Source organism: Acinetobacter shaoyimingii, assembly GCF_011578045.1.
Taxonomy (GTDB): domain Bacteria; phylum Pseudomonadota; class Gammaproteobacteria; order Pseudomonadales; family Moraxellaceae; genus Acinetobacter; species Acinetobacter shaoyimingii.
In genome coordinates this window covers 3,133,182-3,156,455 of the sequence record NZ_CP049801.1, presented here as the reverse complement: position 1 = coordinate 3,156,455, position 23,274 = coordinate 3,133,182, and the positions used below count along the sequence as shown (strand labels likewise).

The following is a 23,274-nucleotide window of genomic DNA, read 5'->3' as shown; positions in this document are numbered from 1 at the left end:
AATGAAATTTAATTCCAAAGAAACTACAAATAAAAACAATTATCAACTTAAATTCTTGGTTGCTTTGAGTAGCACTCTTGTTACCTATATTTTTACGAGTTCTGTTGTTCAAGCCAGTGATTTGCAAATATATGCGACTCCAACAGCAGGTAAAAAAACCATTATTATGATGCTTGATACTTCAGGTAGTATGGGCTCGATGAAGGGAAGTGGCTTTAGTTATTATGATGATTATGGTTTGACGAATTGTGGTACTTCATCTCAAACGGCTTCTCCTAGTAGTAGCACTTCTTATTCAAATAATGGGGTTTACTATGTTAACTCCACTACAACACCTGTCTATAGAAGAAACTTCTGTTATGTGGCAGCCAATAGTGCAACAAACAGAGTAAAAGGTTTAGATGCTTCTGGTGCACAGACAGGAACAGGTTGTGAAAAAATTAGTAACACAACAAATAGTGCATATCGTTGTTATGACCGTATAACACGTTTAAAGGATGGTATGTTCGCACTACTGAATAGTACTGATCCTTATTTACCAAGTACAAAAATCGGATTGGGAAACTATTCTGCAGATAAAAATGGTGATGGTTTGGCTGATGCTATGGCAGGAAAAATACTTGTTGCAGCTGAAGAATTAGGAGATGTGAATTCTACACAGCGGAATAGACTTAGAACACAGGTAGCGAATTTATCAGCATATAATGGTACACCAACAGCAAATGCTTTCGCTGAAGCAGCTGCTTATTTAATGGGAACAAGTACTCTCATAGCAGTGCGCCAGCAACAATTTAGGCGAATATTAAATAATAACTCAACCTACACTTATAGTCAGTGTTCAACTTATTACGGTGTCAATTTTAATACTCGTACTCGAGATTGTTACTCTTGGTCTAATCTTAGTTCCGCACCTAATGTAACAAACTATGATCAGAATACGGTCGGTAATACAACCTATTACACTCATATGGTTCAAGTAGATGTTAATGAAAGTGGCTTTTTGCAAGCGGACTCAAGTTCTGGTGCGAAAATAAGAACAACAAATAATTATATCTCACCCTTACCGGCTGCTGAGGACCGTCAAAGTTGTGATGGTCAAGGAGTTTATATTTTATCAGATGGTGTTCCTACTGATACCGTGAATACCGATGTTCTTGCGCAAGCTCTGAATGATACATCATTTAGTTGCTCTAATGGTCTAACTGGGGGGACAAATTGGAATTGTATGAGTATTTTTGCCAAAAAGCTTTTTGACAGAAATACAAACCCTGCTGGTGTTTCAATTCAAACCGCCTTTGTTGGATTTGGAGCTGCACTTAATAATTTAAACACTCAAGATGCAAAAAATGCATGTCAAATGAGTTCAAGGACACAAGTAGATCGTAAAAGTGATGATAGTTGCTCACCAACATCTACACATTCCAATCCAGGATATGGTAATGGAGGTTTCTTTATTGCTAACCAAGCCCAAGATGTTACAAACAGCGTTATTCAGTTTATTAAAAACTTAGGTGATGGTGTTATTGATCCAGTACCTACAGGTGCTATTTCTGTACCGCAAGATGATTTAAATCCCAATGGATTTCAACCATTCGGTTACTTGCGAGCTTTGTCACCGAATCCAGGACAGATGGTTAAGAGCTGGGCTGGCAACTTAAAGAAATATCATATTAATGGGGGGGCTCTTGTTGATGCAAGTAATGATGTTATTGATGTTAATAGCAAAACAATATTTGATAAAAAAGGTGAATTTGATTTAACCACCAAAGATATCTGGAATCCTACATCTGTAGCTGATGGGGGGGTGGTCAACCAAGGTGGTGTATATTGGAATATTCCAGTTCCAACAAATGATGTAGCGGCTATATCAGGAAATGCTGCAAATAATATCAGAGCGGTCCCCGCAATTAAAGCTAGACCGAATGCATTGCGACATTTATATACGAATGTGGATTCGGTGAATGTAGATGGAGAGTTGATTGGTAAAGATACGGGAACTCTTTTGGCTTTACCTACTTACTCAAATTCTGCAAATGGTGCTTATGTTCTGTCTCAAATGAGAACCCAAAATGTTTTGAAAGATTTCCCTATTCCATTGAAAATTAAAATTTTAAATTATTTAGGTTATGACTTAGATTTAACTTCGACGACAGAACTACCTTCAACTTTGCCAGTTCCATCCAAGCCTTTCGTCAATTTGGGTGGAAGTATTCATTCATTCCCTGTCCAGTTGACTTATTCAGGTGAGTTGGATGAAAGAGGAGATTTAACAACAATTCGCAAGCAATCAGTATTGTTTGGCAGTATGGAGGGTGGTTTACACATTGTAGATGCTTCAACTGGGCTAGAACAAATGGTTTTCGTTCCTCATGAAATATTAGCAGATCAAGAAGCATCTCGCGCATTACGGACAACATCAGGTGGTTCAATTGCTTATGGTATGGGTGGGGCTTGGGTTGCTGATCCATCATATGAGTTAAAAAGAGGTTCAAAAGAAGGGGCTTCTGCTGTTGAAGCGAAAGCGATGAAAGTATATGGCGGTATGAGGATGGGAGGGAAAAGTTATTATGCATTAGATGTAATGAATCCACAAAGTCCAAAATTACTATTTAGAATTGGTGCAGATCAATCATATTTTAGCCGAATGGGGCAATCATGGTCTAAGCCAGTTATTGCAAATATCCGTTACGATGGAAAAATTAAACGTGTCCTTATAGTAGGCGGTGGATATGACATGTGTTATGAAAATCCACGTTTCAAACTTGGTACAGCGAATTCTGCTGAGTACGGTGGTGGTTGTAATAAAACCAGAGCAGATGGTAATGCTGTTTATATCATCGATGCTGAAACTGGTAAACGTTTATGGTGGGCGAGCAACAGTGGTGCAGATACAAATAATGCAGACATGAAGCACAGCATTGTTTCACGTGTGAGTACATTAGATAGAAATGCTGATGGTCTTATAGATCATTTGTACTTCGGTGATTTAGGTGGTCAAGTATTCAGAGTTGATTTAAATAATAATGCAACCTCAACGTCTGGATTTGGTGTCAGAGCAGTAAGATTGGCAAATCTAGCAACTGACGAAAATGGCAATAATATAACGAACGGCGATGCTCCACGTTTTTATCAACCGCCTACTCTAACAATACATGATGAAGGACAAAATACGTTTATTCTCGTTGCAATTGCTTCTGGAGATAGAAGTACACCATTAGATGTATCTCCAAGTCGTGGGCGTGAAGGTATGCTTCCTTCAACTGCATTGTCAAATAGACCTACCAATAAAGTTTATGGATTAATGGATCATGATTTTATTAATCGTTCATTAATGAGTAGTAATGTGGAACTTAAATCTAAGGATATTAATTTAAGTAAATTACAAAAAAATCCACAAACTTTAGAGGGTATACAAGTAGTTCCTACTTTCTTTCCATATAGTACGACCAAAAAACAAGGCTGGTATCGTTCATTGTCTAGTGATTATACAGGAGCTGAAAATGTAAATCGTACTGCTGGTGGTATTAAAGCATTTGAAGAGGAACCTATTGCGATTACAAATAACTTGATCATTCCTGTTTATGATCCAGAGGGAACAGGTGTAGAACCAGGTGATGCATGTCAACCGCGTATTGTTGGGGAGAGTGATAGCCAAAAATTCTGCTTGCCTTATGGAGTCTGTTTTAAGTCGAGGAACGTTAAAGATCTTGAGGCAGAAAAGGGTACTGGGTTAGTCATTATTGATGGAAAGAACCAAAATGTACTTGGAACTGGTATTCGTGGCATCACCCTTGGACCGAAAAACCAAGTGAATAATAATGAAAAAAATAGTTGCGGTAGCTTAACCCTGTTAGGCAATACTGAAGGAAGCGGAGAGTGGAATTGTAGTCGTGTTTTGAACCCTACGCGTTGGTACGAAAAATATGTCAAAGCAAATTAATCAGATCCATAATAAAATCATGACTAATGTGAGCCTTAAAGGCTTCACATTAGTCGAATTGATGATAGTAACTTTTGTGATTGCCATTTTAATGGCGATTACTTTACCAGCATACCAGTCCTATACACGTAAGGCTGCTCGTGCACAAGCTCAACAAGAAATTTTAAAGTTAGCAGAGCAATTGGAAAGGCATCGGGTTAAAAATTACACCTATCAGGGGTTTAATCCTTCTTTCCTTTATGGTCAAACAGGCGATATGTCTCAGATTAAATTTCCGATAGGAGCGGAAGAAAGTCGTATAAAATATGTGATCGATATTCGAGACTTAAATAATGCAAATTTAGCTTTAACTTCAGATCAAGCTCGTGGTTTAGGATGGGTAATACGTGCTCAATCGACGGACAAGCTTAATTATAATTTGCTTATGAATAGCACAGGATTGAGATGCGCAACAGTATCTAATATTGAGTTTAATAATTGTGGGAATGGGGATACGGTGGAGACATGGTAGCGAAAAGTAATGAATCTGGTTTTACTCTCATAGAGCTTTTAATCGTTGTTGCAATTATTGGTATTTTGGCAGCGGTAGGCTATCCTGCTTATACAAAATATGTAATGAAAACACATAGAATAGATGTACAGGCTCAGATGGTTCAAATAGGCCGTAATCTAGCAAACTATAAAATTGCTAATGGAAATTATACCGACGCCAGTTTATCAAATAAAAATATATATGGAGCGCCACTGACTTTTCCTAGGGAAGTCGATGGTGATCAACTTTATACATTGAGTTTAGAGATTCCAAACTCTTCATCTTGGGTGCTTAAAGCAACACCAATTAAAAAAACAAAAACGGATGGTAATGGTGTAATTATGCTTGATTCTAATGGATACAAGTGTTGGATAGAAAAGGCCAACACTTGTGCTTTATCGGTCTCATCTAAATGGGATTAATTAAATCCAAATTCAAAATTGTGGATAACTAAAATTTGATCTTTCTTTCGAGTCAAAGATGACGTAAAATATCGCCCTCTATGAAAGGGGTTTGAAATGTTCCGATGGTCGGTTCGTGGATAATCCGTAAAAACTATAAGGTTCTATCATGGTTGTAATTCGTCTAGCACGCGGTGGTGCTAAAAAACGTCCTTTCTATCAAGTAATCGTTACTGATAGCCGCAATGCGCGTGACGGTCGTTTCATCGAACGTATTGGTTTCTTTAACCCTACAGCTCAAGGTAAAGCAGAAAAACTTCGTTTAGATGCTGACCGTTTTGCTCATTGGGTTGCTCAAGGCGCTCAACCGTCTGAACGTGTTGCTTCTTTAGCTGCTCAAGCTAAGAAAGCTGCAGCTGCTGCGTAATTTTAAATTAAGTAGTAGAAGCCCATGACACCAGTACAGAATGTTCCCGAAGATCGTATTCAGATTGGACAGTTACGTTCAGCCTATGGATTAAATGGGTGGCTCTGGATCTATTCCAATACAGAACCTATGAGCAATATCTTTGACTATCTTCCTTGGTACATTGAGACCAAAGCAGGTTGGCAAAGTGTCGATGTAAAACGTTGGAAACCTCATGGCAAAGGCTTGGTTGTAAGCTTAAAAGGTGTGAGTGATCGCACTGCGGCAGACGGCTTGGTTGGTAGCAATGTTTGGATTTCAAAATCGCAACTTCCAAAAGCAGGAATGGATGAGTTTTACTGGTCAGATTTGAAAGGCTTAACGGTGTTAGGTTTGGATGATGCTGAACAAGAAGTAAATCTTGGTAAAATCCATGAAATGTTTGAGACTGGTGCTAACGATGTGATGGTGGTTCACGCAACACCAGATAGCGTTGATACTGAAGAGCGTATGATTCCATGGCATAAAGATGTGGTACAGCGTGTTGATCTTGAAGCTGGTCGTATTTACGTGAATTGGGGCGTAGATTACTAAACTCGAAAGAGCTTAGGCGCAGCAGGAAAATAGAGGAGTCTGCGATGTTTTTTGCAGTCATTACGCTTTTTCCTGAAATGTTTGAAGCGATTACAGCCTACGGTATTAGCGGGCGTGCAGCAAAAGCGGAATTAGTACAAGTCACTTGTATTAATCCACGTGATTTTGCAACGGGTAACTATAAAAGAGTGGATGAACGTCCATTTGGTGGTGGTCCAGGTATGGTGATGATGGCTGAGCCATTGTCTCAAGCAATTGAACATGCCAAAGCGCTTGCAACGCAAGCAGGTTGTGCCAATGTTCCTGTGGTGTATATGTCACCGCAAGGCAAAACCTTAAATGAACCTGCAGTGAAACAGTTTGTCGAATATGATGGATTGATTGTACTGTGTGGACGTTATGAAGGGGTTGATGAACGTTTGATCCAAAAGTTTGTCGATCAGGAATGGTCCATTGGGGATTACGTTTTATCAGGCGGGGAACTTCCTGCGATGGTTTTATTGGACAGTATTATTCGGAGACTTCCGGGGGCAATGTCTGATGAGCAATCACACGTGCAAGACTCATTTGTGGATGGTCTTTTAGACTGCCCACAATATACAAAGCCAGACCATTTTCAAGGTTTGGATGTTCCTGAAGTATTAAAATCAGGGCATCATGCCAATATTGAAAAATGGCGCTTTTTGCAGCGATTTCAACGGACACTAGAACGTCGACCAGAGTTGGTTGAAAAAGTAGAGTTGACCAAGCAGCAAAAAAAATGGCTCAAGGATTCAAATATTTAAAGGTAACTTTAAGTATTTTACATAGGCTCTTTATGCATTGAAGTGGTCAAGCATAAAGGGAAAGTTAAATGGGTAACATGCGCTTTAGCCTCTATACCCGGCGGATATCAGACCTCTTCTGACCCGCACTAATCGGAGATACCCCATGAGCGGTAAGCATCCTTTAGTACAAGCTGTAGAAAATGCTCAGCTTAAACAAGACATCCCTGCTTTTGCACCAGGTGACACAGTAGTTGTCCAAGTAAAAGTTAAAGAGGGTGATCGCGAACGTCTTCAAGCATTTGAAGGTGTTGTTATTGCGATTAAAAACCGTGGCTTGAACTCTGCGTTCACAGTTCGCAAAATCTCTAGCGGTGTTGGTGTTGAGCGTGTATTCCAAACTCACTCTCCAATCGTTGCTAAAATCGAAGTGAAACGTCGTGGTGACGTTCGTCGTGCTAAACTTTACTACCTACGTGAATTGTCTGGTAAAGCTGCTCGTATTCGTGAAAAATTACCTGCTCGTAAAGTTAAAGCTTAATTTTGGGTTTTACTTTGAGTTAAAAAATGCGCCTTTAGGCGCATTTTTTATGTCTGCTGTTTTGAAAATATTGTATTGAAAGTTATAAGCCTTGAAGTTTTAATCGATTGGCGTGTTGTCTAAAAATAGAAATAGGGTCAGGAGCAAAAACACTTTTTAACCCCAAGACTTGATTAACCTCATCAAAATGATTCAAATTATAATTGTCACGAATCACTTTACCGTATTTGGCGCTACAAATAGGAACTAAGCCATCATGATTTTTTTCATTCGGCATAAGCACAACACCTGTTGCGACTATAGCGGTATCTAATACATCTAAAACATTCGTTACTTTAGATGAGCCAATCCAGGAGTAATGGTAAATGCCATTTTCTGTACGTGGTACACCATTTGAATTGCAGTCCTTAGGAAGTGCAGCAGATGGAAATTTTTGGTTGAATGCTAAGGCTCCTTGTTCTGATAAATCATACATTGCAGCCTCATAATTGATAGAAAGCTTAGGATTACCTTCTAAAATTGTAATTGCGGGTGCAAGAAGATTTCCAATAACGATCTTTCCAGCTTTACTCAAAAAATTGCTATTGGTTAAACCTGCACTCAATGGAGTGCCTTTCATACTACCTGCTACAGCTGTCAGAGATGCGACCTTCTGTGGTGCTACTGCTTCTATATAACGAACGGTTGGTCCACCATGACTATGTCCGATGAGATTAACTTTTTGTGCTCCAGATAATGCTAGTACCTGATCAACTTGTTGTAGTAATTGTTCACCACGGACTATCGTGGATTCTACAGGGGACATTTGTGCAACAAAAACATTTGCTCCATTGCGAACAAGATCTGGGGTAATTTGATAGAACTGATCAAGACCAAATTTTTCAGTACCAATTCGACTGAAACCTAAAGCAAACCCGTGCGCCATTACAATAGGGTATTTGGTCTTTGCATAATCAGAATTAACTTGTGATGATTTGACATGAATCAATCCAGATGCATTGGAAATAGTGCATAAAATAAAGCTACTGAGAGTAATAGCGTAGTGAATGTACATTTTGATTTTCATTTTTCATCCTTAAATAATCATCATTAATATTGTTGGAATTAATGAATGTTAAAACTAGCCATGTTAAAAGTTTGGAGTCTTGAGATAAAAAAACACAGTGATCGTTGTAAAAATAAAAGAGAGAAAACAGAATCAATTTAGAATTGAGATTTGTTGAATAATTGTTGAATAGATTTAAATAGATGCGCGACTTACAGGGTGTCCCCTGTAAGTCTGACTTGAATAGAGTTGAGAACTTTATAGACCTTGAAGTTTTAATCGATTTGCATGTTGACGGTATAAAGCCACAGGGTCAGGTGCTGATTTACTTTTAAGACCAAGGACTTGGTTAATTGCATCGAAATGATTGAGCTTATAATCATCTCGAATAGTTTTACCAAACTTACTGCTACAAACACTGACAAGACCATCATTTTCCTGCTTATCAAAAGCATATGGTCCAAGCGCAGTGAAAATGGTATCCGGATCTAAGAAATTTGTTCTATTGGCATTACCAATCCAAGAATAAAAGTAAATGCCTTGTTGTTGATGCGGTCCATCTGTACATGCCTGATTTGCAGGCATGCCCATTGGAAATCGTTCATTAAACTTAAGACTACCCGCAAGCGTTAGGCTATTGATTGAGCCTTTAAAATCGCTTGGAAGATTTTTGATTAATTGGGCAAAACTGATAATTGGCGAAACAACCCCATTGACCAGTGGCGCTAAAATATTATTTAACGGCTTTTTTCCTTCCACTAAGTCAGCTACAGGGGAGCCTAAATTGGTGCCACTAACACCAGTCACTGACGCGACTTTTTCAGGTGCTACACCACTAATGTAACGTGCAGTTGGTCCACCTTGACTATGCCCAATCAAATTCACTTTTGGGCTTCCAGAAATTGCAAGAACTTCTTCAAGTTGAATGAGGGCTTGCTCTCCACGGAACTCTGTGGTGTGTAGTGGGGAAAGTTGTGATGCGAACACTTGAGCACCATTTCTCTTCAAATCTGGAAGAATCTGATACCAATAATCTACACCGAATTTTTCAAGACCTAATTTACTAAAGCCAAACATCCCATGTATAAAAAACAGAGGGTACTTGGTTTGTGCATAATCACTTGTGGCTTTTCCAGTGACTTCATGAACTTCAGCGTTGGTATTCAGGGTTGAAAATATTAAACCAAGGCAAAGTCCAGCTTTTAAAATTCCAGTTTTCATTGCGATTTACTCTTTTTTTGTTGTATTTAAGACAGATCGTGATATTCCTTATCACCATCAAAATAAATATGAATAAAAGAGAGAAAAATAACCAATATTAATTTGTAAATTTAGATTAAATGCATTTTTAGATGTATTAATAAAAAGTCCAATCATTAGATAGATGATTGGACTCAAATGCTGATCAAGTATAGAACTTATAAACCTTCAAGTTTCAATCGATTAGCATGCTGACGATAAATTGAAACTGGATCTGGTGCAAAAATACCTTTAAGACCTAAAATTTGATTAATTTCATCTAAGTGGTTTAGGTTGTAGTCATTTCGAATGACTTGACCATAATTGCCACTACATACTGAAACAAAACCATCATGATTTTTTTCTTGCATGAGTGAAGCACTTAAGCCAATAACCGCAGTATCAATAATATCTAGTGGATTGGTAATTTGTTTATTTCCCATCCATGAGTAATGATAAACCCCATTGGCTGTAATTTTTTGCCCTTTGTCGTTGCAGTTTTTAGGAATAGCGGCTGTTGGATATGTTTGATTAAACTTGTCTAAGCCTTGTGTGGTTAATGAATTCAAAGCATTTTTCGGATTGATTGAAAGTTCTGTATTGCCTTCTAAGAAAGTCAGTGTAGGACCTAAAATATTAAAAAGTGCTTTGGCAACCGGAAGCAATAAATTATTTTCAGAGATGGTATTGGCAATAGTTGAACCTTTCATCGCGCCTGCAACAGCAGTTAAGGATGCGACTTTTTCAGGTGCAATGGCTTCAATATATTGAATGGTAGGACCACCATGGCTATGACCAATAAGGTTTACTTTATTTTTTCCTGTTAATGCAATCACATCATCCACTTGGCGAAGGAGTTGTTCACCACGAATTTCAGTAGATTCAACTGGAGAGAGTTGAGCGGCATAAACAGTTGCACCATTGGTGGCCAAATCTGGCAAAATTTGATACCAATAGTCTAAGCCAAAGTTTTCTGTACCTAAGCGAGTAAACCCTGCAAAACCATGTACCATGAGCATTGGATATTTTGTTTTAGCATAGTTTGAAATCACAAATTTAGATGTACCTTTTGCAATGCCAGCAGCAAATACTGAAGAACTACTGATGCTGAGCAGCATAGTTAAAGCGATTGTTTTTGAAAGGTAATTCATTTTTTTTAATTCCTTGTGTGTTGAATGGACAATTCAATTTGTCCACATAATGCTATTCATTTATTTCAATTATAAATTTATAGCGTTGAGTGAAAATAACTCCATTATTCAAAATGGATGGATTGAATTCATAAAAAAAGGGCAATAAATTTAATGTTCTATTGCCCTTAATTTATTGAGGTTGAAAAATTACAGTCCCTGCTGTTTCAAGCGATTTGCATGTTGTAGATAAACATCAACAGGGTCTGGAGCGAAAACTGCTTTTAAACCCAGCAACTGATTGACTTCATCTAAATGGTTCCAGTTGTAATTATCACGGATTGTTTTCCCATATTTAGCACTGCAACGAGGAACTAAACCGTCATTATCACCACCGTTATTGATCATTAAACTGGTGACACCCAATACTGAATCGACATCCAAAAGGTTAGTGGTTGCACCAACACCATTAAATGAATAGTTGTAAATATTATTGTCAACGGCTTTGCCTTCACCACATGCGTTTGTTGGCATACCTGCTGTAAATTTACGATTAAATTCAGCAGCACCACTTAAGCTGAGACTTTTTGCAGTGGCAAGTGAATTGTGGGGAAAATCTGAACTATTTAAGGTTTGCGCAAATACAATGGCTTTAGAAATAAAATTCACAACACTGACAACGGGTTTTTCAAGTGCAGTATTTTCGACTTGTAAGATTGTATCGGAGATGGGTGAGCCTTTATGCGGCGATCCTACAGAAGTAATGGATGCGACAAGCTCAGGAGCAACACCTGCAACATAACGACTTGTGGGGCCACCTTGAGAGTGTCCAATCAGGTTCACTTTTTTAGCCCCAGTAATGGCTAAAATTTGTTGAACTTGTTGATAGAGTTGCTCACCGCGCACTTCATTGCTGTTGAATGGCGAAACACGACTTGCCCAGACATTGCCACCGTTTCTTGCGATATTGGGAAGGACTTGATAAAAATAATCAATGCCAAATCCGTCAATTCCAACCGTGTTAAAGCCTAACATCCCGTGATTGAATACAATAGGATATTGGGTTTTTGCATAATTTGATAAAACAAAACTCGATTTTGCTTGTAGCGCATGAGTCTGAACTGTTGACTTCGCTTCAGCAGTAAAACTCAACATAATTAAAGCAAGTACGAATCCTGTACTGATGAATGTTTTTTTCATTCGTTTCCCTTCGTTTTTTTTATAGTCTAAAAATTATACATAAGTTGTTGATTAAAATATAATCTTTTGGTCGGCATTTTATATACGTTCATTACGAATGCTGATTGAAGCATTCGTAATGATCATGAGTTAAAGACCTTGTAATTTTAAACGGTTGGCATGTTGTCTAAATAAAGCGACAGGGTCAGGTGCCAATATGCCTTTAAGGCCAAACATCATATTGGCGAGATCTGTATGATTCAGATTGTAATTATCGCGAATCACTTGCCCGATGTGTGTGCTACAACGTGCAACCATACCATCGTTATCTTTATTGCCATAAGCTAAAGGCCCAAGCTGCATGAGGATGGTATCTATATCTAAGAGGTTCGTGGTTTGAGCCACACCACCCCATGAATAATAATAAATACCACGATCCACTTTAGTTCCAGATTTCTTACAGTCATTGGCCAATGCAGTCGTTGGATATTTTGCATTAAATTTAGCAGATTCAACTTCAGTCAATGAGGTCATAGACGCATCGAAACTGAGCGGCATGTCTGGACGACCTTCAGCCCAAGCAATCAGTGGTGGGACGATGTAATCACCTAAAATATTAAAGAGGGTACGACTGGCTGTATTGCTTTGAATTTTATCAGCAACTTTTGAGCCACGGTACGTTCCACCTACACCAGTGACAGACGCGACATATTGCGGTTTAACAGCGGCTACGTACTGAACTGTGGGTCCCCCATGACTATGACCTATCAAATTGACCTTTGATTTTCCAGTTAATGCAATCACTTCTTCAACCTGTTGAATCAACTGTTCTCCTCGGAAAGTTGTGGTATGTGCAGGTGAGATTTGTGCAGCAAATACTGTTGAGCCATTGCGAGCCATATCTGGCAAAATCTGATACCAGTAATCGATATTGAAGCTATCATTGCCAATCCGCGACCAACCTAACCAGCCATGTGTCATGACAATAGGATATTGGGTTTTTGCATAATCAGATTTTACAGTTTCTTTAATCTGTAAAATGCCTGCGGCTGCTTGTACATCACTGGAGAGTCCTGTAGCCAGTAATGTTGCCCCGATAAATGTCGCAGTTTTTATTTTTTTCATTACGGTTTTCATGTGCATTCCTTATGCTCTAAGTATTTTTTATTTCATTTTTTTAGATTTCCAATTTTTACAGCGAGTTAGGATAAAGATAATTTTATAAAAAAATTACATTTCTCTAATCGCCAAAAGGTAATTGTCCTCCTTGATCATGTATGGATTCGAAAGTTTGAATACGTAATTGTTCTTGCTCATTTGAGAAGTTTTGTTTACGCATATTTTCAATGGCTGTTTGTTTTGCAGAATCACTCATATTACTTTTCATAATGGTGTCACGTTGCGCCAGATAATCGCTGACACGACCTTTCCATTGACTACGTTGTACATCTAATTTTTCTAAACGTTCAGTTGCAGCAGGGCCCACTAAATTGGTTCGCATTTGACGAAGTTCGTCGGCGCTACCACCACGTGCTTTGATTTCCGCTGTCAGTTTTCTTAAGTCATCTAATTGAGAAATTTGTTGTAGATTTTCTTTCCAGTCTTCTGGTAAATCGTCAAATAATGCTTTAAGTTTTTTTGCTTTTTGTTCAGCAGTTAAACTTTTGTCATTCATCACTTCCATACGGCTGATGGTATAGTCGTTGTAGACATCTTCTGGTCCAAATAAGCCGTCTATTTCATAATTTGAGAAGAATTTTTTACGTAGATTTTTCATCTCAGCAAAGACGGCTTTGTAATATTTTGGATCTTCTTTATCGGCACTTGGCTCTTGAATGTCACCCAATTTTTCACGATATTGTAAATATCGTGTCCATAAATCAATCACTTGTGATTTTAAAGGGTCTTTATATGTAGCCTCGCAATAACGTAAAAAATCTGCTTTGATTTGATCTAGTGTTTTTTCACCATACTGGGTAATGAAAAATTCAAAACAGTTTTTCGTGCCTTCATTCACAATTAAATGGTTGCTACTGTCGACTTTAAGCTGACAATTAATTTGAATATCTTGTTGGCTGGTACTTGCAAAAGGACTTTTATTTGCAGCGTTGGGACTGTCAATAACAGAGGATGCACTCATCGTGGCATCGGCATTTTTAATTTGAGCTGAATCATTGGTGCTTTGATTGGGTTTAAGCCATAAAATCAGTGCAATCACCAAAAGAATGACGATAGCGATACCAAGGCCAATAAAAATTTTACGTTTTTGCATTTCAAATCCTTTGAAATATTCGACTTATTGTTTTAATGAACAGCTAATTTGCCATATTCATGCACATTTCTACAGTGAATTTTGTAAAAAATAGTGAGTGGATTTGCTAAGATAGGGTGAAATCCTCGATGAATTTTTCTCATAATGTCGTCTAAATCGCCCAAAATCGTACGTCGCCCAATCAACGGTGTTTTTTTGTTGAATAAACCTTTAGGGATTAGTTCAAATGCAGCTTTACAAAAAGTCCGTTGGTTATTTAGAGCTGAAAAAGGTGGACATACTGGGGCATTGGATCCACTCGCATCGGGATTATTGCCCATTTGTTTAGGTGAGGCTACCAAATTTTCCCACTATTTACTCGATTCAAATAAACGCTATCAAACCACCATTCACTTAGGACATAGCACGACAACAGGTGATGTTGAAGGTGATGTGTTATTAGAAAAAGCGGTTCCACCGCTGACTTTAGATAAAATTCAGCAGGTCATTGCAACATTTATTGGCGATACCACGCAAATTCCACCGATGTATTCCGCCCTAAAAAAAGAAGGTCGTCCTTTATATGAGCTTGCACGTAAAGGAATCGAAATTGAACGTGAGGCTCGTCCTATTCATTTGTCAGCAATTGAAATTTTAGACTTTACTGAAAATAGTCTGACATTAGATATTACCTGTTCCAAAGGTACATATATTCGTGTGGTTGGTGAGGACATTGCCAAAGCATTAGGGACTTATGGACATTTAACAGCTTTGCATCGCATTCAAACAGGTCATTTTGAAATTATTCCTGAATACACCATAGAATATTTAGAAAGTTTAACTGAACAAGAGCGTGAAGCCTTATTACTTCCTACTTATGCGCCTGTGCAACATTTTCCACGTGTACAAATTCCAGAAGGGCGCGCAACACATTTTGGCAATGGCTTAGAAAGTAATATCCAACATGAGGCTGAAGCTCAGGTGCTGGTTTTCGATGGTGAAAAGTGCTTAGGTCTGGCAGAGATTACCGATAAGCGTCGTTTAGTACCTAAACGTGTTCTCAAGTTGTAATCGAGATCGCACATGGAACTAGACCTCATACTCAGTTTATTATTTTTTGCCTTTTGTGCAGGTGCTATTGATGCAGCCGTCGGGGGAGGCGGTTTAATTCAAATTCCTGCCCTTATGGGGGCATTACCACATTCGTCAACTGCCACCATCTTTGGTACCAATAAAGTTGCCTCTATTTGTGGTACAGCATCTGCTGCGTATTCTTATATGCGTCAGGTCAAATTACAATGGAAATTGCTTGCTGTTATTGCAGTCACTGCATGTATTAGTTCATTTGGTGGGGCTGCCTGTGTATCGATGATTCCACAAAATGTACTGCGACCCTTTGTACTGTTTATGCTGATTGTGATTGCCATTTATACTTTCATGAAAAAGCAATTTGGTCAGGTGCATTTTCAAAGAGAATTGACCAATAAAATGCTGATGACCGCAGGTATTGGTGGAATTCTCATTGGTTTCTATGATGGAATTTTTGGACCAGGTACGGGCAGTTTTTTCATCTTCTTTTTTATTCGATATTTAAAAGTTGATTTTTTACATGCTTCAGCATTGTCCAAAATTGGAAATTTTATGACCAATTTTGCAGCACTCAGTTTTTTTATTCCTACCGGACATGTGCTATTTGGTTTGGGTTTAATGATGGCGGTTGCCAATGTTATGGGCTCGCTCGTCGGCGTTAAAATGGCTTTAAAATATGGCAGCGGCTTTATTCGTATTTTATTTTTAATATTGGTGAGTGTATTGATTTGTCGTTTGGCTTATCAAACATTTCTAATGTAACTCATTCTCATTACTAAACTTTTTCATACAAAACACTTCATAGTTTCACACTTTCAAATTCATAAATTTACTAAGATGAATCAACCCAAATTCAAAAGGGAAGTATCAGCTTAAAGATACTTTCCTTTTTTATCGGCAGATTTTCATAGATAAATCATAGTGCAAAATGAATAAGGAAAATAATGATGAACATTTTTGAAGCTTTAAGGGAAAGTCATGATATTCAGCGAGATCTTGCTGAAAAACTGGTTCAGACTTCAGGTGATACTGAACAACGCCGTGAATTATTTGAAAAATTAAAAAATGAATTGTTTGCCCATTCTGTCGCTGAGGATCGCTATTTTTATATTCCTCTGATGATGACAGACTCTGGTCTAAGCATCACTCGTCATGCTTTGGCTGAGCACCATGAAATGGATGAATTACTTGAACAGCTCACTGAAACTGAATTTAGCAATCCGGGTTGGTTAGCAATCGCGAAAAAGCTGTCGGAAACGGTTCATCATCATTTAAAAGAAGAAGAGCACGGTTTTTTCCAGCAGGCAGGTAAAATTTTAGACGATAAAGAAAAAGAATCTTTAGCGAAGAAATATCAGAAAGAATATAACAAGTACAAGAAAATCGAGAAGGACAGTTTGACTTAATGTCAGTGGTCTTCAATTCAAAGTGAATAAAAAAGATGGTGATCACCATCTTTTTTTTTACATTTTTATATGCACTTTTCTTTGTCTAGGACATATCAGGGATAGATTTCTGTTTACTGGCTCTGTATGTCACCCCAATTGAAGCAATCATAATACAGACCAGTGCAATACTTTGAAGCAGGCTAATATGTTCATGCAATAAAAACCAACCTGCAATTGCACCCAGTGCAGGAGATAAACTTGAAAGCGTACCATAAGTCATTTTACTTAAACTTTTCAGTGCCATCAGATCTAAAGCATAGGGGATGGCAGTGGCCAATACAGCTATCACCAATGCTTGAGGCCAATATTGAGTCTGTATAAGTGCTGTGGGATTATGTACCACACTTACAGACAGCATGACCAATGCTGAAAGCGTAATCGCAATAGTCAAGGCATGCATGCCAATATTTTGACGTACAACTTTTTGACCAAAATAAATATAAAATGCCCAAAAAACACCTGCACCTAATGCCATGGCTGCGCCTAGATATGAAAAATTACTTTGATTGGCATCTTGCCAAGGCACCATCAGCCCAATACCCAATATCGCTAAGGCAACCCAAATATAATCACTTTTATATTGAATCGAAATAAGGGCGAGTGTGAGTGGTCCAAGAAACTCCAACCCAACTGCAATCCCTTGTGGTAAACGTCCTAAAGATGCATAAAATAATGCATTCATCAGGCAAACAGAAGCGCTATAAAACAACAAATTACGCCATTTTAAATAGGGGAGTCGCTTGATGATTTTCCATGAGCGGAACATGATTAAAATTAGAATTGAAGCAAAACATAAGCGTAGTGTGACCACGGTCAATGGATCGAGTACTGAGATTAATTGTTTTGCGAATGATGCACTAATCTGATAAGCCACCATAGATAAAACCATGAATAGCACAGCGAGTAATTGGGAGTTTGGCATTTAAAATTCAGGCTTAAAACTTGTACGAAATTTTAGCATTTTAATGCTGTCCTTGATCTTTAAAATAAATGATTGTGTATGCGCTATGCCTTATGGCTTCAAAATATTTTGAGTAGTGGAATATCCTAATCTTCATCGAATGAATCCATTACATTTTATCATTAGCAAAATAAGGATCTAATTAAAACCACCCTACGAGGTGGTTTTATTAACTTTTTCTTTTTGTTTACGCGCTTTCTGCGTGGTATAGGTGCATCCAATTGAAGCCGTAATAATCGTTGCCAATGCCAACCACTGATTCCACAACAACTCTTCGCCCAAAACGATAAATCCCGACAGTGCCGCAATGGCAGGTTCTACACTCATCAGTGTTCCAAAGCTCAATGCAGTTAAATTTCGAAGTGCAATCATTTCTAAAGAAAAAGGTAATGCACTTGCCAACACAGCCAAAGCAATAAAATACATGAGGTTGGATGGCTCAAAAACAGTCGGAGACATTCCTGTAAATAGTGCAATTGGCAGAATGCACAGCATCCCAATAAACATACCCAAGCACACGGTATGATTGCCTGAAATACCAGAAGGTTTCTGTCCTGCCACAATATAAAGTGCCCAACATGCACCTGCACCTAAGGCAAAAGCAATTCCTATGGGGTCTAGGCTATGGGAAACTTGATCAAATGGGAAAAGTAAAATCAGTCCTAAAATGGCTAAGCCAACCCAAACAAAATCAAATTTTTGTCGTGCATAAAACAGCGCAACACTTAAGGGGCCAATAAACTCAAAAGAAACCGCAATACCTAAAGGAAGTCTATGGATTGACATATAAAATAAAGCATTCATGCCAGCTAGCGCCAGACCATAACTGATGATGGCTTTCCAACGAACTTGTTTAAAGTCGATAGTCCAAATTTTAAAAATCACAGCCAAAATGAGCGAGCTTAAGAGCAGACGCATTGCTGCAACAGTCAAGACTGGAAAGTGATTGAACAGTACTTTGGCAAGTGTGCCACTGCTTTGCACGCTGATCATGGCGATCAGCAATAACAGCAAAGCTTGTAAATGGGGTTTGTTTTTTAAACTCAGCATAAACACAACATGAACTAAATTTGTTTCGTTTTCACGAAAGGGAGCGGAGAAAATAGAATGGGGTATGCTGAGATTTGAATATGAAAAAATTCAAATAAAAAACCACAGCTCGAAAGCTGTGGTTTTCAGAACCTAAGATATTTTAGAACAATACGCGTACGCGAATTGTACCTTCAACGTTATGAAGTGTATCTAAAGCTTCTTTCGATGCAGTTGCATCAACGTCCATCACTAAGTAACCGACATCACCTTTAGTCATTAAAGACTGACCAGAGATGTTGATGTTGTGCTCAGCAAACAAGTTGTTGATTTTTGACAATACACCTGGAATGTTTTTATGAATATGAAGTAAACGGTGTTTACCTTCAGTCAATGGCAACGCAATTTCTGGGAAGTTTACTGCAGATAAAGTCATACCCTTATCTGAGTAAGCCACAAATTTCTCACCCACTTCTAAACCAATGTTCGCTTGCGCTTCCATGGTCGAACCACCGACGTGAGGTGTTAAGATCACGTTTGGAATGTTGCGAAGTGGTGATACGAATTCTTCACCATTTGCTTTAGGTTCTTTCGGGAATACGTCAACCGCAGCACCAGCAATGTGACCAGATTTCAATGCATCAGCGAGGTCTTCAATCACAACACATGTACCACGTGCAGCATTGATGAAGATAGAACCTTCTTTCATTTGAGCAAATTGTTCTTTACCCATGAAGTTACGTGTTGAAGGTACATCTGGTACGTGAATTGAAACCACGTCTGCAGTTGCCAAAAGTTCATTTAAAGAACCCACTTGGCGAGCATTACCCAAAGGCAATTTAGTCACAGCATCATAATAGATGACATGCATACCTAAACCTTCAGCCAAAACTGAAAGTTGTGAACCAATAGAACCGTAACCGACGATACCTAAAGTTTTACCACGTGTTTCGAACGAACCCACTGCTGATTTATTCCAACCACCTGCATGTGTATCTGTTGATTTTTCAGGTACACGGCGAAGAAGAAGAATGGCTTCAGCCAATACAAGTTCCGCTACAGAACGCGTATTTGAGTAAGGTGCATTGAATACTGGAATACCACGACGCATCGCTGCATCTAGATTTACTTGGTTGGTACCAATACAGAAACAACCCACAGCAATGAGTTTGTTCGCCGCTTCAAAGACTTCTTCAGTCAATTGAGTGCGTGAACGAATACCAATAAAGTGAGCATCTTTAATCGCTTCTTTCAGCGCTTCACCCTCAAGCGCAGTTTTACGATAGTCGATGTTGGTGTACCCAGCAGCGTTTAATGTGTCGATCGCGTTTTGATGAACGCCTTCTAATAACAAGAAACGAATTTTATCTTTAGGCAAAGAGAGATGTTGGCTCATTACGGCTCCGCTACAAAGGCCAAATTTAGTCGCGATATGATACCATACGTGAGCGGTCTATATACATTTCCTTTATGACATCGTGCATAGGTATTTTTGCAATATATAGTGAAAATAGGTCAAGCTTGGTCTAATTAAGCTCGTAATATTTAAGCTACATTATCAAAATGTCCATTTTTATCAGGGTTTCAAGGCAAAATGCCTTATAATGCTGAATCGTGGGAAACTTCAACAACATTGATGTTGAAATTTATTTACTTTAGTCTTGAGGGACGCTCATTTTTAATTCATTAAATATGAACACTTTATAGACGCACCATTACTTGAATATTTCTTGCTAGGTCTGCAAACGATGAACGCTCCAGTCGCTTTAACACCTGAGTTATTGACCCAATTAACAGCCATTGTGGGTGAAAACCGCATTAAAACTGATGCGGATAGTCTCCAAAATTGGGGTCGAGATCATACAAAACATTTCGATCCAAACCCATCTGTTATTGTTTTTCCATCGACCACGGAACAAGTGCAAGCGATTGTAAAACTCGCTAACCAGTTTAATGTCGCGATTATGCCTAGTGGCGGTCGTACAGGTCTTTCAGCAGGTGCAGTGGCTGCCAATGGTGAAATTGTCATCAGCATGGACAAAATGAACCAAATTCTGGAATTTTTCCCAGCAGATCGTATGGTGCGTGTTCAAGCAGGCGTAGTGACTGAACAACTGCAAAATTATGCTGAAGAACAGGGCATGTATTATCCAGTCGATTTTGCTTCGGCAGGGTCTAGTCAAATCGGCGGAAACATCGGGACCAACGCTGGCGGTATTAAAGTCATTAAATACGGCATGACACGTAATTGGGTACTCGGTCTAACCGTAGTGACTGGTAAGGGTGACATCCTTCGTTTAAACAAAGGCATGATCAAGAACGCAACTGGTTATGCACTTCAACACTTGTTTATTGGTGGTGAAGGGACTTTAGGTTTAGTGACTGAAGCTGAAATTAAGTTGGAGCGTCAGCCACAAGATCTACAAGTGATGGTATTGGGTGTTCCAGATTTTGATGCGGTGATGCCAGTCCTTCATGCCTTTCAAGCAAAAATCGATTTAACTGCATTTGAGTTCTTTGGTGAGCTTGCAATGCAAAAGGTTTTGGCAAATGGTCATGTACAACGTCCATTTGAAACCGAATGCCCATTTTATGTATTGCTTGAATTTGAAGCGCCGTTTGAGCCGATTATGGACAAGGCGATGGAAATTTTTGAGCACTGTATGGAACAAGGCTGGGTGCTTGATGGCGTACTGAGCCAAAGTTTGGAGCAAGTTGAAAGCTTATGGCGTTTACGTGAAGATATTTCTGAATCTATTGCGCCTTTTACCCCATACAAAAATGATATTTCAGTGTTAATCACACACGTGCCTGCATTTATTAAAGAAATTGATGCGATTGTGTCTGAGAACTATCCTGACTTTGAAATCTGTTGGTTTGGTCATATTGGTGACGGGAACTTACATTTAAATATTTTAAAACCTGCTGATTTAAGCAAAGATGAGTTCTTTGGAAAATGTCAGGTGGTCAATAAATATGTGTTTGAAACCGTGAAAAAATATGACGGTTCAATTTCCGCGGAACATGGCGTAGGTATGACTAAAAAGCCATACTTAGATTACACACGTTCAGCAGAAGAAATCGAATACATGAAAGCCTTAAAACAAGTGTTCGATCCAAACGGTATTATGAACCCAGGTAAATTGTTTGATTTAAACTAAAGTTTTAACGTAGTGAATTAAGCTAAGTTACATACGCAATATATTGTTATTTATCAAAATACAGCATCCTAGTGGGTGCTGTTTTTTTATACTTGAGAATAAAATGTTTAAAAATAACTTCCTCCCAATACTCATTTTGACATCACTTACGACGACATTTTTATTGGGTTGTGGTGAACAAAAAACGAGTAATACCGCAGAATCTTCAACAGCTTCTGCTGCTCAAATCGTAGATGAAACCCCACCGACTGAAACGCCTGATGCCAGTGCGATCGAGAATTCTCCAATTGATCAAGTATTTAAGAAGGTTAAAGATTTAAATGACTTTCGAATCTTAGATATTCGTCAAGAATTTAATTCGCCTCAATCTAGTAAAAACGAAGCGACAGTGATCTTGACCAAAGAGGGGCTGGCAGATGATTCGGTGGAGGCTGAACGTGTGAAATATGATTTTAAATTTATAGATGGGCAGTGGAAAGAAATACGTAAAGAAGACACATGGCGTTGTGGTCGTGGACCAGATACTAAAAATTTCACCAAGAAACTTTGCCCATAAATACAAGATGTTTTAAATAATCTTTCGTTAAAACAACAGAGTTTCTACAGATTGATTTGAAAAGGCGTAGCATGATGGGCTATGCCTTTTGATCAGGGACTGTCCCCAATGCGTAATTTAATATCTATGTCTGTTTTGTCTTTGGCATTGTTGTCTGGCTGTGCAACCACAGAGAAGTTGGCTCATAAAGTGAATTTTTTATCGAGTGATACGCCGCTTGCTCAAGTGTTGAAAGAGCGCCCAGATTTAAGGAAAAAGCTTAGTACGGTTGAAATTCGTCAGTATTTTAATCGTGTAGAAAACCCAAGCGTGGCACAAGTAAAAGTCACTGAAACTGGATTAATGGATGATTCGGTTCGTTCAATTCGTACCGTATATAGTTTTAAGAATTTTAAGGATGATTGGGTGTTGATTGAGACCAAAAAGGAATATCAATGTCAAAGAGGAAGTTCTAAAGAATTCCAAACGAATTTATGTTCATAAGCGCATGAATTGATTGCAAGAGTCAGTGTAAATTGTGCTCTGAATCTTACAGAATTAATTCTATCGATTAGAAAAGTGCGTCATAAGATGCACTTTTTTTATAACATGATCTTTAGAAGTACTCATGATTAAACTTGAAGAACCCACCAAATTATTTGATTTTTAGTAAGAGTTTTTTGAGATTATTTCTGAATCCACTCAAATTTTATATAGAAAGGCTTGGTATAAACAAAATTACAAAAACCTAAGAAAAATAATATCTTAAAATTATTTTCCTTAGGTTTATTATTCTTTAATTACAAATTAGAGAATAAATTTAATAAGATTTGAAACAAGTGGTAAGCCTACTTTGTTCAAAACGTCTTGAGTGGTATCACTTGCTTTGATGATACGGTTTTCAGCATTACGACCGAAGTTGTAACGTTCACCAAGGTCGCCAACGAAGTCAGATACACGACCAGCACCAGATACAGTTTGAATTTCGTCTTGGTTTAATTCTACTAGATTGTTTTTCATCATTTTTCC

General features: G+C 38.3%; 23 protein-coding genes. 13 read left to right on the top strand and 10 right to left on the bottom strand.

Annotated features, from left to right (window positions below):
* Position 1 precedes the first annotated feature (1 nt).
* The 7 genes from G8E00_RS14310 to rplS all read left to right on the top strand — a co-directional run bounded on the left by G8E00_RS14310 (position 2) and on the right by rplS (position 7,178).
* Complete coding sequence (locus G8E00_RS14310; RefSeq protein WP_166225681.1) at positions 2 to 3,940, top strand: PilC/PilY family type IV pilus protein; 3,939 nt, start codon at positions 2 to 4, stop codon at positions 3,938 to 3,940.
* Positions 3,924 to 4,451: a type IV pilin protein gene (locus tag G8E00_RS14305; protein ID WP_166225678.1), complete on the top strand. Its 528-nt coding sequence runs from the start codon at positions 3,924 to 3,926 to the stop codon at positions 4,449 to 4,451. Before G8E00_RS14310 ends, G8E00_RS14305 begins: the two co-directional genes overlap by 17 nt.
* A complete protein-coding gene (locus G8E00_RS14300) occupies positions 4,445 to 4,894 on the top strand; it encodes a type IV pilin protein (protein ID WP_166225675.1) in 450 nt (149 codons plus the stop codon). Before G8E00_RS14305 ends, G8E00_RS14300 begins: the two co-directional genes overlap by 7 nt.
* Positions 4,895 to 5,042: 148 nt before the next feature.
* Positions 5,043 to 5,300, top strand: coding sequence for a 30S ribosomal protein S16 (rpsP, locus tag G8E00_RS14295; protein ID WP_068912833.1), 258 nt, complete (start codon positions 5,043 to 5,045; stop codon positions 5,298 to 5,300).
* A 24-nt stretch (positions 5,301 to 5,324) separates the two neighbouring features.
* The gene (gene rimM, locus G8E00_RS14290; RefSeq protein ID WP_166011163.1) at positions 5,325 to 5,873 is read left to right on the top strand and encodes a ribosome maturation factor RimM; all 549 of its coding nucleotides are present in this window, start codon (positions 5,325 to 5,327) and stop codon (positions 5,871 to 5,873) included.
* Positions 5,874 to 5,917: 44 nt separating this feature from the next.
* Positions 5,918 to 6,658, top strand: coding sequence for a tRNA (guanosine(37)-N1)-methyltransferase TrmD (gene trmD / locus G8E00_RS14285; RefSeq protein ID WP_166225672.1), 741 nt, complete (start codon positions 5,918 to 5,920; stop codon positions 6,656 to 6,658).
* 145 nt (positions 6,659 to 6,803) lie between these two features.
* Positions 6,804 to 7,178, top strand: a complete 375-nt coding sequence (gene rplS / locus G8E00_RS14280) for a 50S ribosomal protein L19 (protein WP_166011159.1) — start codon at positions 6,804 to 6,806, stop codon at positions 7,176 to 7,178.
* A gap of 82 nt (positions 7,179 to 7,260) precedes the next feature.
* Here the strand turns inward: rplS and G8E00_RS14275 are convergent, their stop codons facing one another.
* From G8E00_RS14275 to G8E00_RS14250, 6 genes are all read right to left on the bottom strand, one after another.
* On the bottom strand, positions 7,261 to 8,244 hold the full coding sequence (locus G8E00_RS14275) for an esterase/lipase family protein (protein ID WP_166225668.1): 984 nt from the start codon (positions 8,242 to 8,244) through the stop codon (positions 7,261 to 7,263).
* A gap of 237 nt (positions 8,245 to 8,481) precedes the next feature.
* Positions 8,482 to 9,444 (bottom strand): lipase family alpha/beta hydrolase, encoded by a 963-nt coding sequence (locus tag G8E00_RS14270; RefSeq protein ID WP_166011155.1) that lies wholly within the window; start codon positions 9,442 to 9,444, stop codon positions 8,482 to 8,484.
* A 197-nt stretch (positions 9,445 to 9,641) separates the two neighbouring features.
* Complete coding sequence (locus tag G8E00_RS14265) at positions 9,642 to 10,613, bottom strand: esterase/lipase family protein (protein ID WP_166225665.1); 972 nt, start codon at positions 10,611 to 10,613, stop codon at positions 9,642 to 9,644.
* A 189-nt stretch (positions 10,614 to 10,802) separates the two neighbouring features.
* Positions 10,803 to 11,792: a lipase family alpha/beta hydrolase gene (locus tag G8E00_RS14260; protein WP_166225662.1), complete on the bottom strand. Its 990-nt coding sequence runs from the start codon at positions 11,790 to 11,792 to the stop codon at positions 10,803 to 10,805.
* Between the two features lie 129 nt (positions 11,793 to 11,921).
* Positions 11,922 to 12,908 (bottom strand): esterase/lipase family protein, encoded by a 987-nt coding sequence (locus G8E00_RS14255; protein WP_166225659.1) that lies wholly within the window; start codon positions 12,906 to 12,908, stop codon positions 11,922 to 11,924.
* A 103-nt stretch (positions 12,909 to 13,011) separates the two neighbouring features.
* Entirely contained in the window at positions 13,012 to 14,043 is a 1,032-nt protein-coding gene (locus G8E00_RS14250; protein ID WP_166225656.1) for a lipase secretion chaperone, read from the bottom strand.
* A gap of 144 nt (positions 14,044 to 14,187) precedes the next feature.
* Here G8E00_RS14250 and truB point away from each other — a divergent pair, with 144 nt between their 5' ends.
* From truB to G8E00_RS14235, 3 genes are all read left to right on the top strand, one after another.
* On the top strand, positions 14,188 to 15,093 hold the full coding sequence (gene truB / locus G8E00_RS14245; protein ID WP_166225653.1) for a tRNA pseudouridine(55) synthase TruB: 906 nt from the start codon (positions 14,188 to 14,190) through the stop codon (positions 15,091 to 15,093).
* A 12-nt stretch (positions 15,094 to 15,105) separates the two neighbouring features.
* Positions 15,106 to 15,873: a sulfite exporter TauE/SafE family protein gene (locus G8E00_RS14240; RefSeq protein WP_166225650.1), complete on the top strand. Its 768-nt coding sequence runs from the start codon at positions 15,106 to 15,108 to the stop codon at positions 15,871 to 15,873.
* 182 nt (positions 15,874 to 16,055) lie between these two features.
* Positions 16,056 to 16,517, top strand: a complete 462-nt coding sequence (locus G8E00_RS14235; RefSeq protein ID WP_166011142.1) for a hemerythrin domain-containing protein — start codon at positions 16,056 to 16,058, stop codon at positions 16,515 to 16,517.
* An 85-nt stretch (positions 16,518 to 16,602) separates the two neighbouring features.
* Here G8E00_RS14235 and G8E00_RS14230 read toward each other — a convergent pair whose 3' ends face one another.
* From G8E00_RS14230 to serA, 3 genes are all read right to left on the bottom strand, one after another.
* On the bottom strand, positions 16,603 to 17,481 hold the full coding sequence (locus G8E00_RS14230) for an EamA family transporter (RefSeq protein WP_166225647.1): 879 nt from the start codon (positions 17,479 to 17,481) through the stop codon (positions 16,603 to 16,605).
* 192 nt (positions 17,482 to 17,673) lie between these two features.
* The gene (locus G8E00_RS14225; protein ID WP_166225644.1) at positions 17,674 to 18,570 is read right to left on the bottom strand and encodes an EamA family transporter; all 897 of its coding nucleotides are present in this window, start codon (positions 18,568 to 18,570) and stop codon (positions 17,674 to 17,676) included.
* A gap of 142 nt (positions 18,571 to 18,712) precedes the next feature.
* Positions 18,713 to 19,945, bottom strand: coding sequence for a phosphoglycerate dehydrogenase (gene serA, locus G8E00_RS14220; protein ID WP_166225641.1), 1,233 nt, complete (start codon positions 19,943 to 19,945; stop codon positions 18,713 to 18,715).
* A 352-nt stretch (positions 19,946 to 20,297) separates the two neighbouring features.
* Between serA and G8E00_RS14215 the strand changes: the two genes are divergently transcribed.
* From G8E00_RS14215 to G8E00_RS14205, 3 genes are all read left to right on the top strand, one after another.
* Positions 20,298 to 21,710, top strand: coding sequence for an FAD-binding oxidoreductase (locus G8E00_RS14215; RefSeq protein WP_166225638.1), 1,413 nt, complete (start codon positions 20,298 to 20,300; stop codon positions 21,708 to 21,710).
* Positions 21,711 to 21,813: 103 nt separating this feature from the next.
* Positions 21,814 to 22,266 (top strand): hypothetical protein, encoded by a 453-nt coding sequence (locus G8E00_RS14210; protein ID WP_166225635.1) that lies wholly within the window; start codon positions 21,814 to 21,816, stop codon positions 22,264 to 22,266.
* Between the two features lie 108 nt (positions 22,267 to 22,374).
* Complete coding sequence (locus G8E00_RS14205) at positions 22,375 to 22,749, top strand: hypothetical protein (RefSeq protein WP_166225632.1); 375 nt, start codon at positions 22,375 to 22,377, stop codon at positions 22,747 to 22,749.
* Between the two features lie 303 nt (positions 22,750 to 23,052).
* On the opposite strand, the gene G8E00_RS14200 is transcribed toward G8E00_RS14205, so the two are convergent.
* Positions 23,053 to 23,265, bottom strand: a complete 213-nt coding sequence (locus G8E00_RS14200; protein ID WP_166225629.1) for a hypothetical protein — start codon at positions 23,263 to 23,265, stop codon at positions 23,053 to 23,055.
* Positions 23,266 to 23,274: the final 9 nt, after the last annotated feature.

Excerpts from the sequence above, each read along its gene's own strand:
- G8E00_RS14270 (WP_166011155.1), bottom strand. The coding sequence starts at position 9,444 with ATGAAAACTGGAATTTTAAAAGCTGGACTTTGCCTTGGTTTAATATTT.
- G8E00_RS14235 (WP_166011142.1), top strand. The coding sequence starts at position 16,056 with ATGATGAACATTTTTGAAGCTTTAAGGGAAAGTCATGATATTCAGCGA.
- G8E00_RS14240 (WP_166225650.1), top strand. The coding sequence starts at position 15,106 with ATGGAACTAGACCTCATACTCAGTTTATTATTTTTTGCCTTTTGTGCA.
- G8E00_RS14305 (WP_166225678.1), top strand. The coding sequence starts at position 3,924 with ATGTCAAAGCAAATTAATCAGATCCATAATAAAATCATGACTAATGTG.
- G8E00_RS14300 (WP_166225675.1), top strand. The coding sequence starts at position 4,445 with ATGGTAGCGAAAAGTAATGAATCTGGTTTTACTCTCATAGAGCTTTTA.
- rplS (WP_166011159.1), top strand. The coding sequence starts at position 6,804 with ATGAGCGGTAAGCATCCTTTAGTACAAGCTGTAGAAAATGCTCAGCTT.
- G8E00_RS14230 (WP_166225647.1), bottom strand. The coding sequence starts at position 17,481 with ATGCCAAACTCCCAATTACTCGCTGTGCTATTCATGGTTTTATCTATG.
- G8E00_RS14200 (WP_166225629.1), bottom strand. The coding sequence starts at position 23,265 with ATGAAAAACAATCTAGTAGAATTAAACCAAGACGAAATTCAAACTGTA.
- rpsP (WP_068912833.1), top strand. The coding sequence starts at position 5,043 with ATGGTTGTAATTCGTCTAGCACGCGGTGGTGCTAAAAAACGTCCTTTC.
- G8E00_RS14250 (WP_166225656.1), bottom strand. The coding sequence starts at position 14,043 with ATGCAAAAACGTAAAATTTTTATTGGCCTTGGTATCGCTATCGTCATT.
- G8E00_RS14215 (WP_166225638.1), top strand. The coding sequence starts at position 20,298 with ATGAACGCTCCAGTCGCTTTAACACCTGAGTTATTGACCCAATTAACA.
- G8E00_RS14260 (WP_166225662.1), bottom strand. The coding sequence starts at position 11,792 with ATGAAAAAAACATTCATCAGTACAGGATTCGTACTTGCTTTAATTATG.
- G8E00_RS14225 (WP_166225644.1), bottom strand. The coding sequence starts at position 18,570 with ATGCTGAGTTTAAAAAACAAACCCCATTTACAAGCTTTGCTGTTATTG.
- G8E00_RS14275 (WP_166225668.1), bottom strand. The coding sequence starts at position 8,244 with ATGAAAATCAAAATGTACATTCACTACGCTATTACTCTCAGTAGCTTT.
- serA (WP_166225641.1), bottom strand. The coding sequence starts at position 19,945 with ATGAGCCAACATCTCTCTTTGCCTAAAGATAAAATTCGTTTCTTGTTA.
- G8E00_RS14210 (WP_166225635.1), top strand. The coding sequence starts at position 21,814 with ATGTTTAAAAATAACTTCCTCCCAATACTCATTTTGACATCACTTACG.
- G8E00_RS14255 (WP_166225659.1), bottom strand. The coding sequence starts at position 12,908 with ATGAAAACCGTAATGAAAAAAATAAAAACTGCGACATTTATCGGGGCA.
- truB (WP_166225653.1), top strand. The coding sequence starts at position 14,188 with ATGTCGTCTAAATCGCCCAAAATCGTACGTCGCCCAATCAACGGTGTT.
- trmD (WP_166225672.1), top strand. The coding sequence starts at position 5,918 with ATGTTTTTTGCAGTCATTACGCTTTTTCCTGAAATGTTTGAAGCGATT.
- G8E00_RS14205 (WP_166225632.1), top strand. The coding sequence starts at position 22,375 with ATGCGTAATTTAATATCTATGTCTGTTTTGTCTTTGGCATTGTTGTCT.
- G8E00_RS14265 (WP_166225665.1), bottom strand. The coding sequence starts at position 10,613 with ATGAATTACCTTTCAAAAACAATCGCTTTAACTATGCTGCTCAGCATC.
- rimM (WP_166011163.1), top strand. The coding sequence starts at position 5,325 with ATGACACCAGTACAGAATGTTCCCGAAGATCGTATTCAGATTGGACAG.
- G8E00_RS14310 (WP_166225681.1), top strand. The coding sequence starts at position 2 with ATGAAATTTAATTCCAAAGAAACTACAAATAAAAACAATTATCAACTT.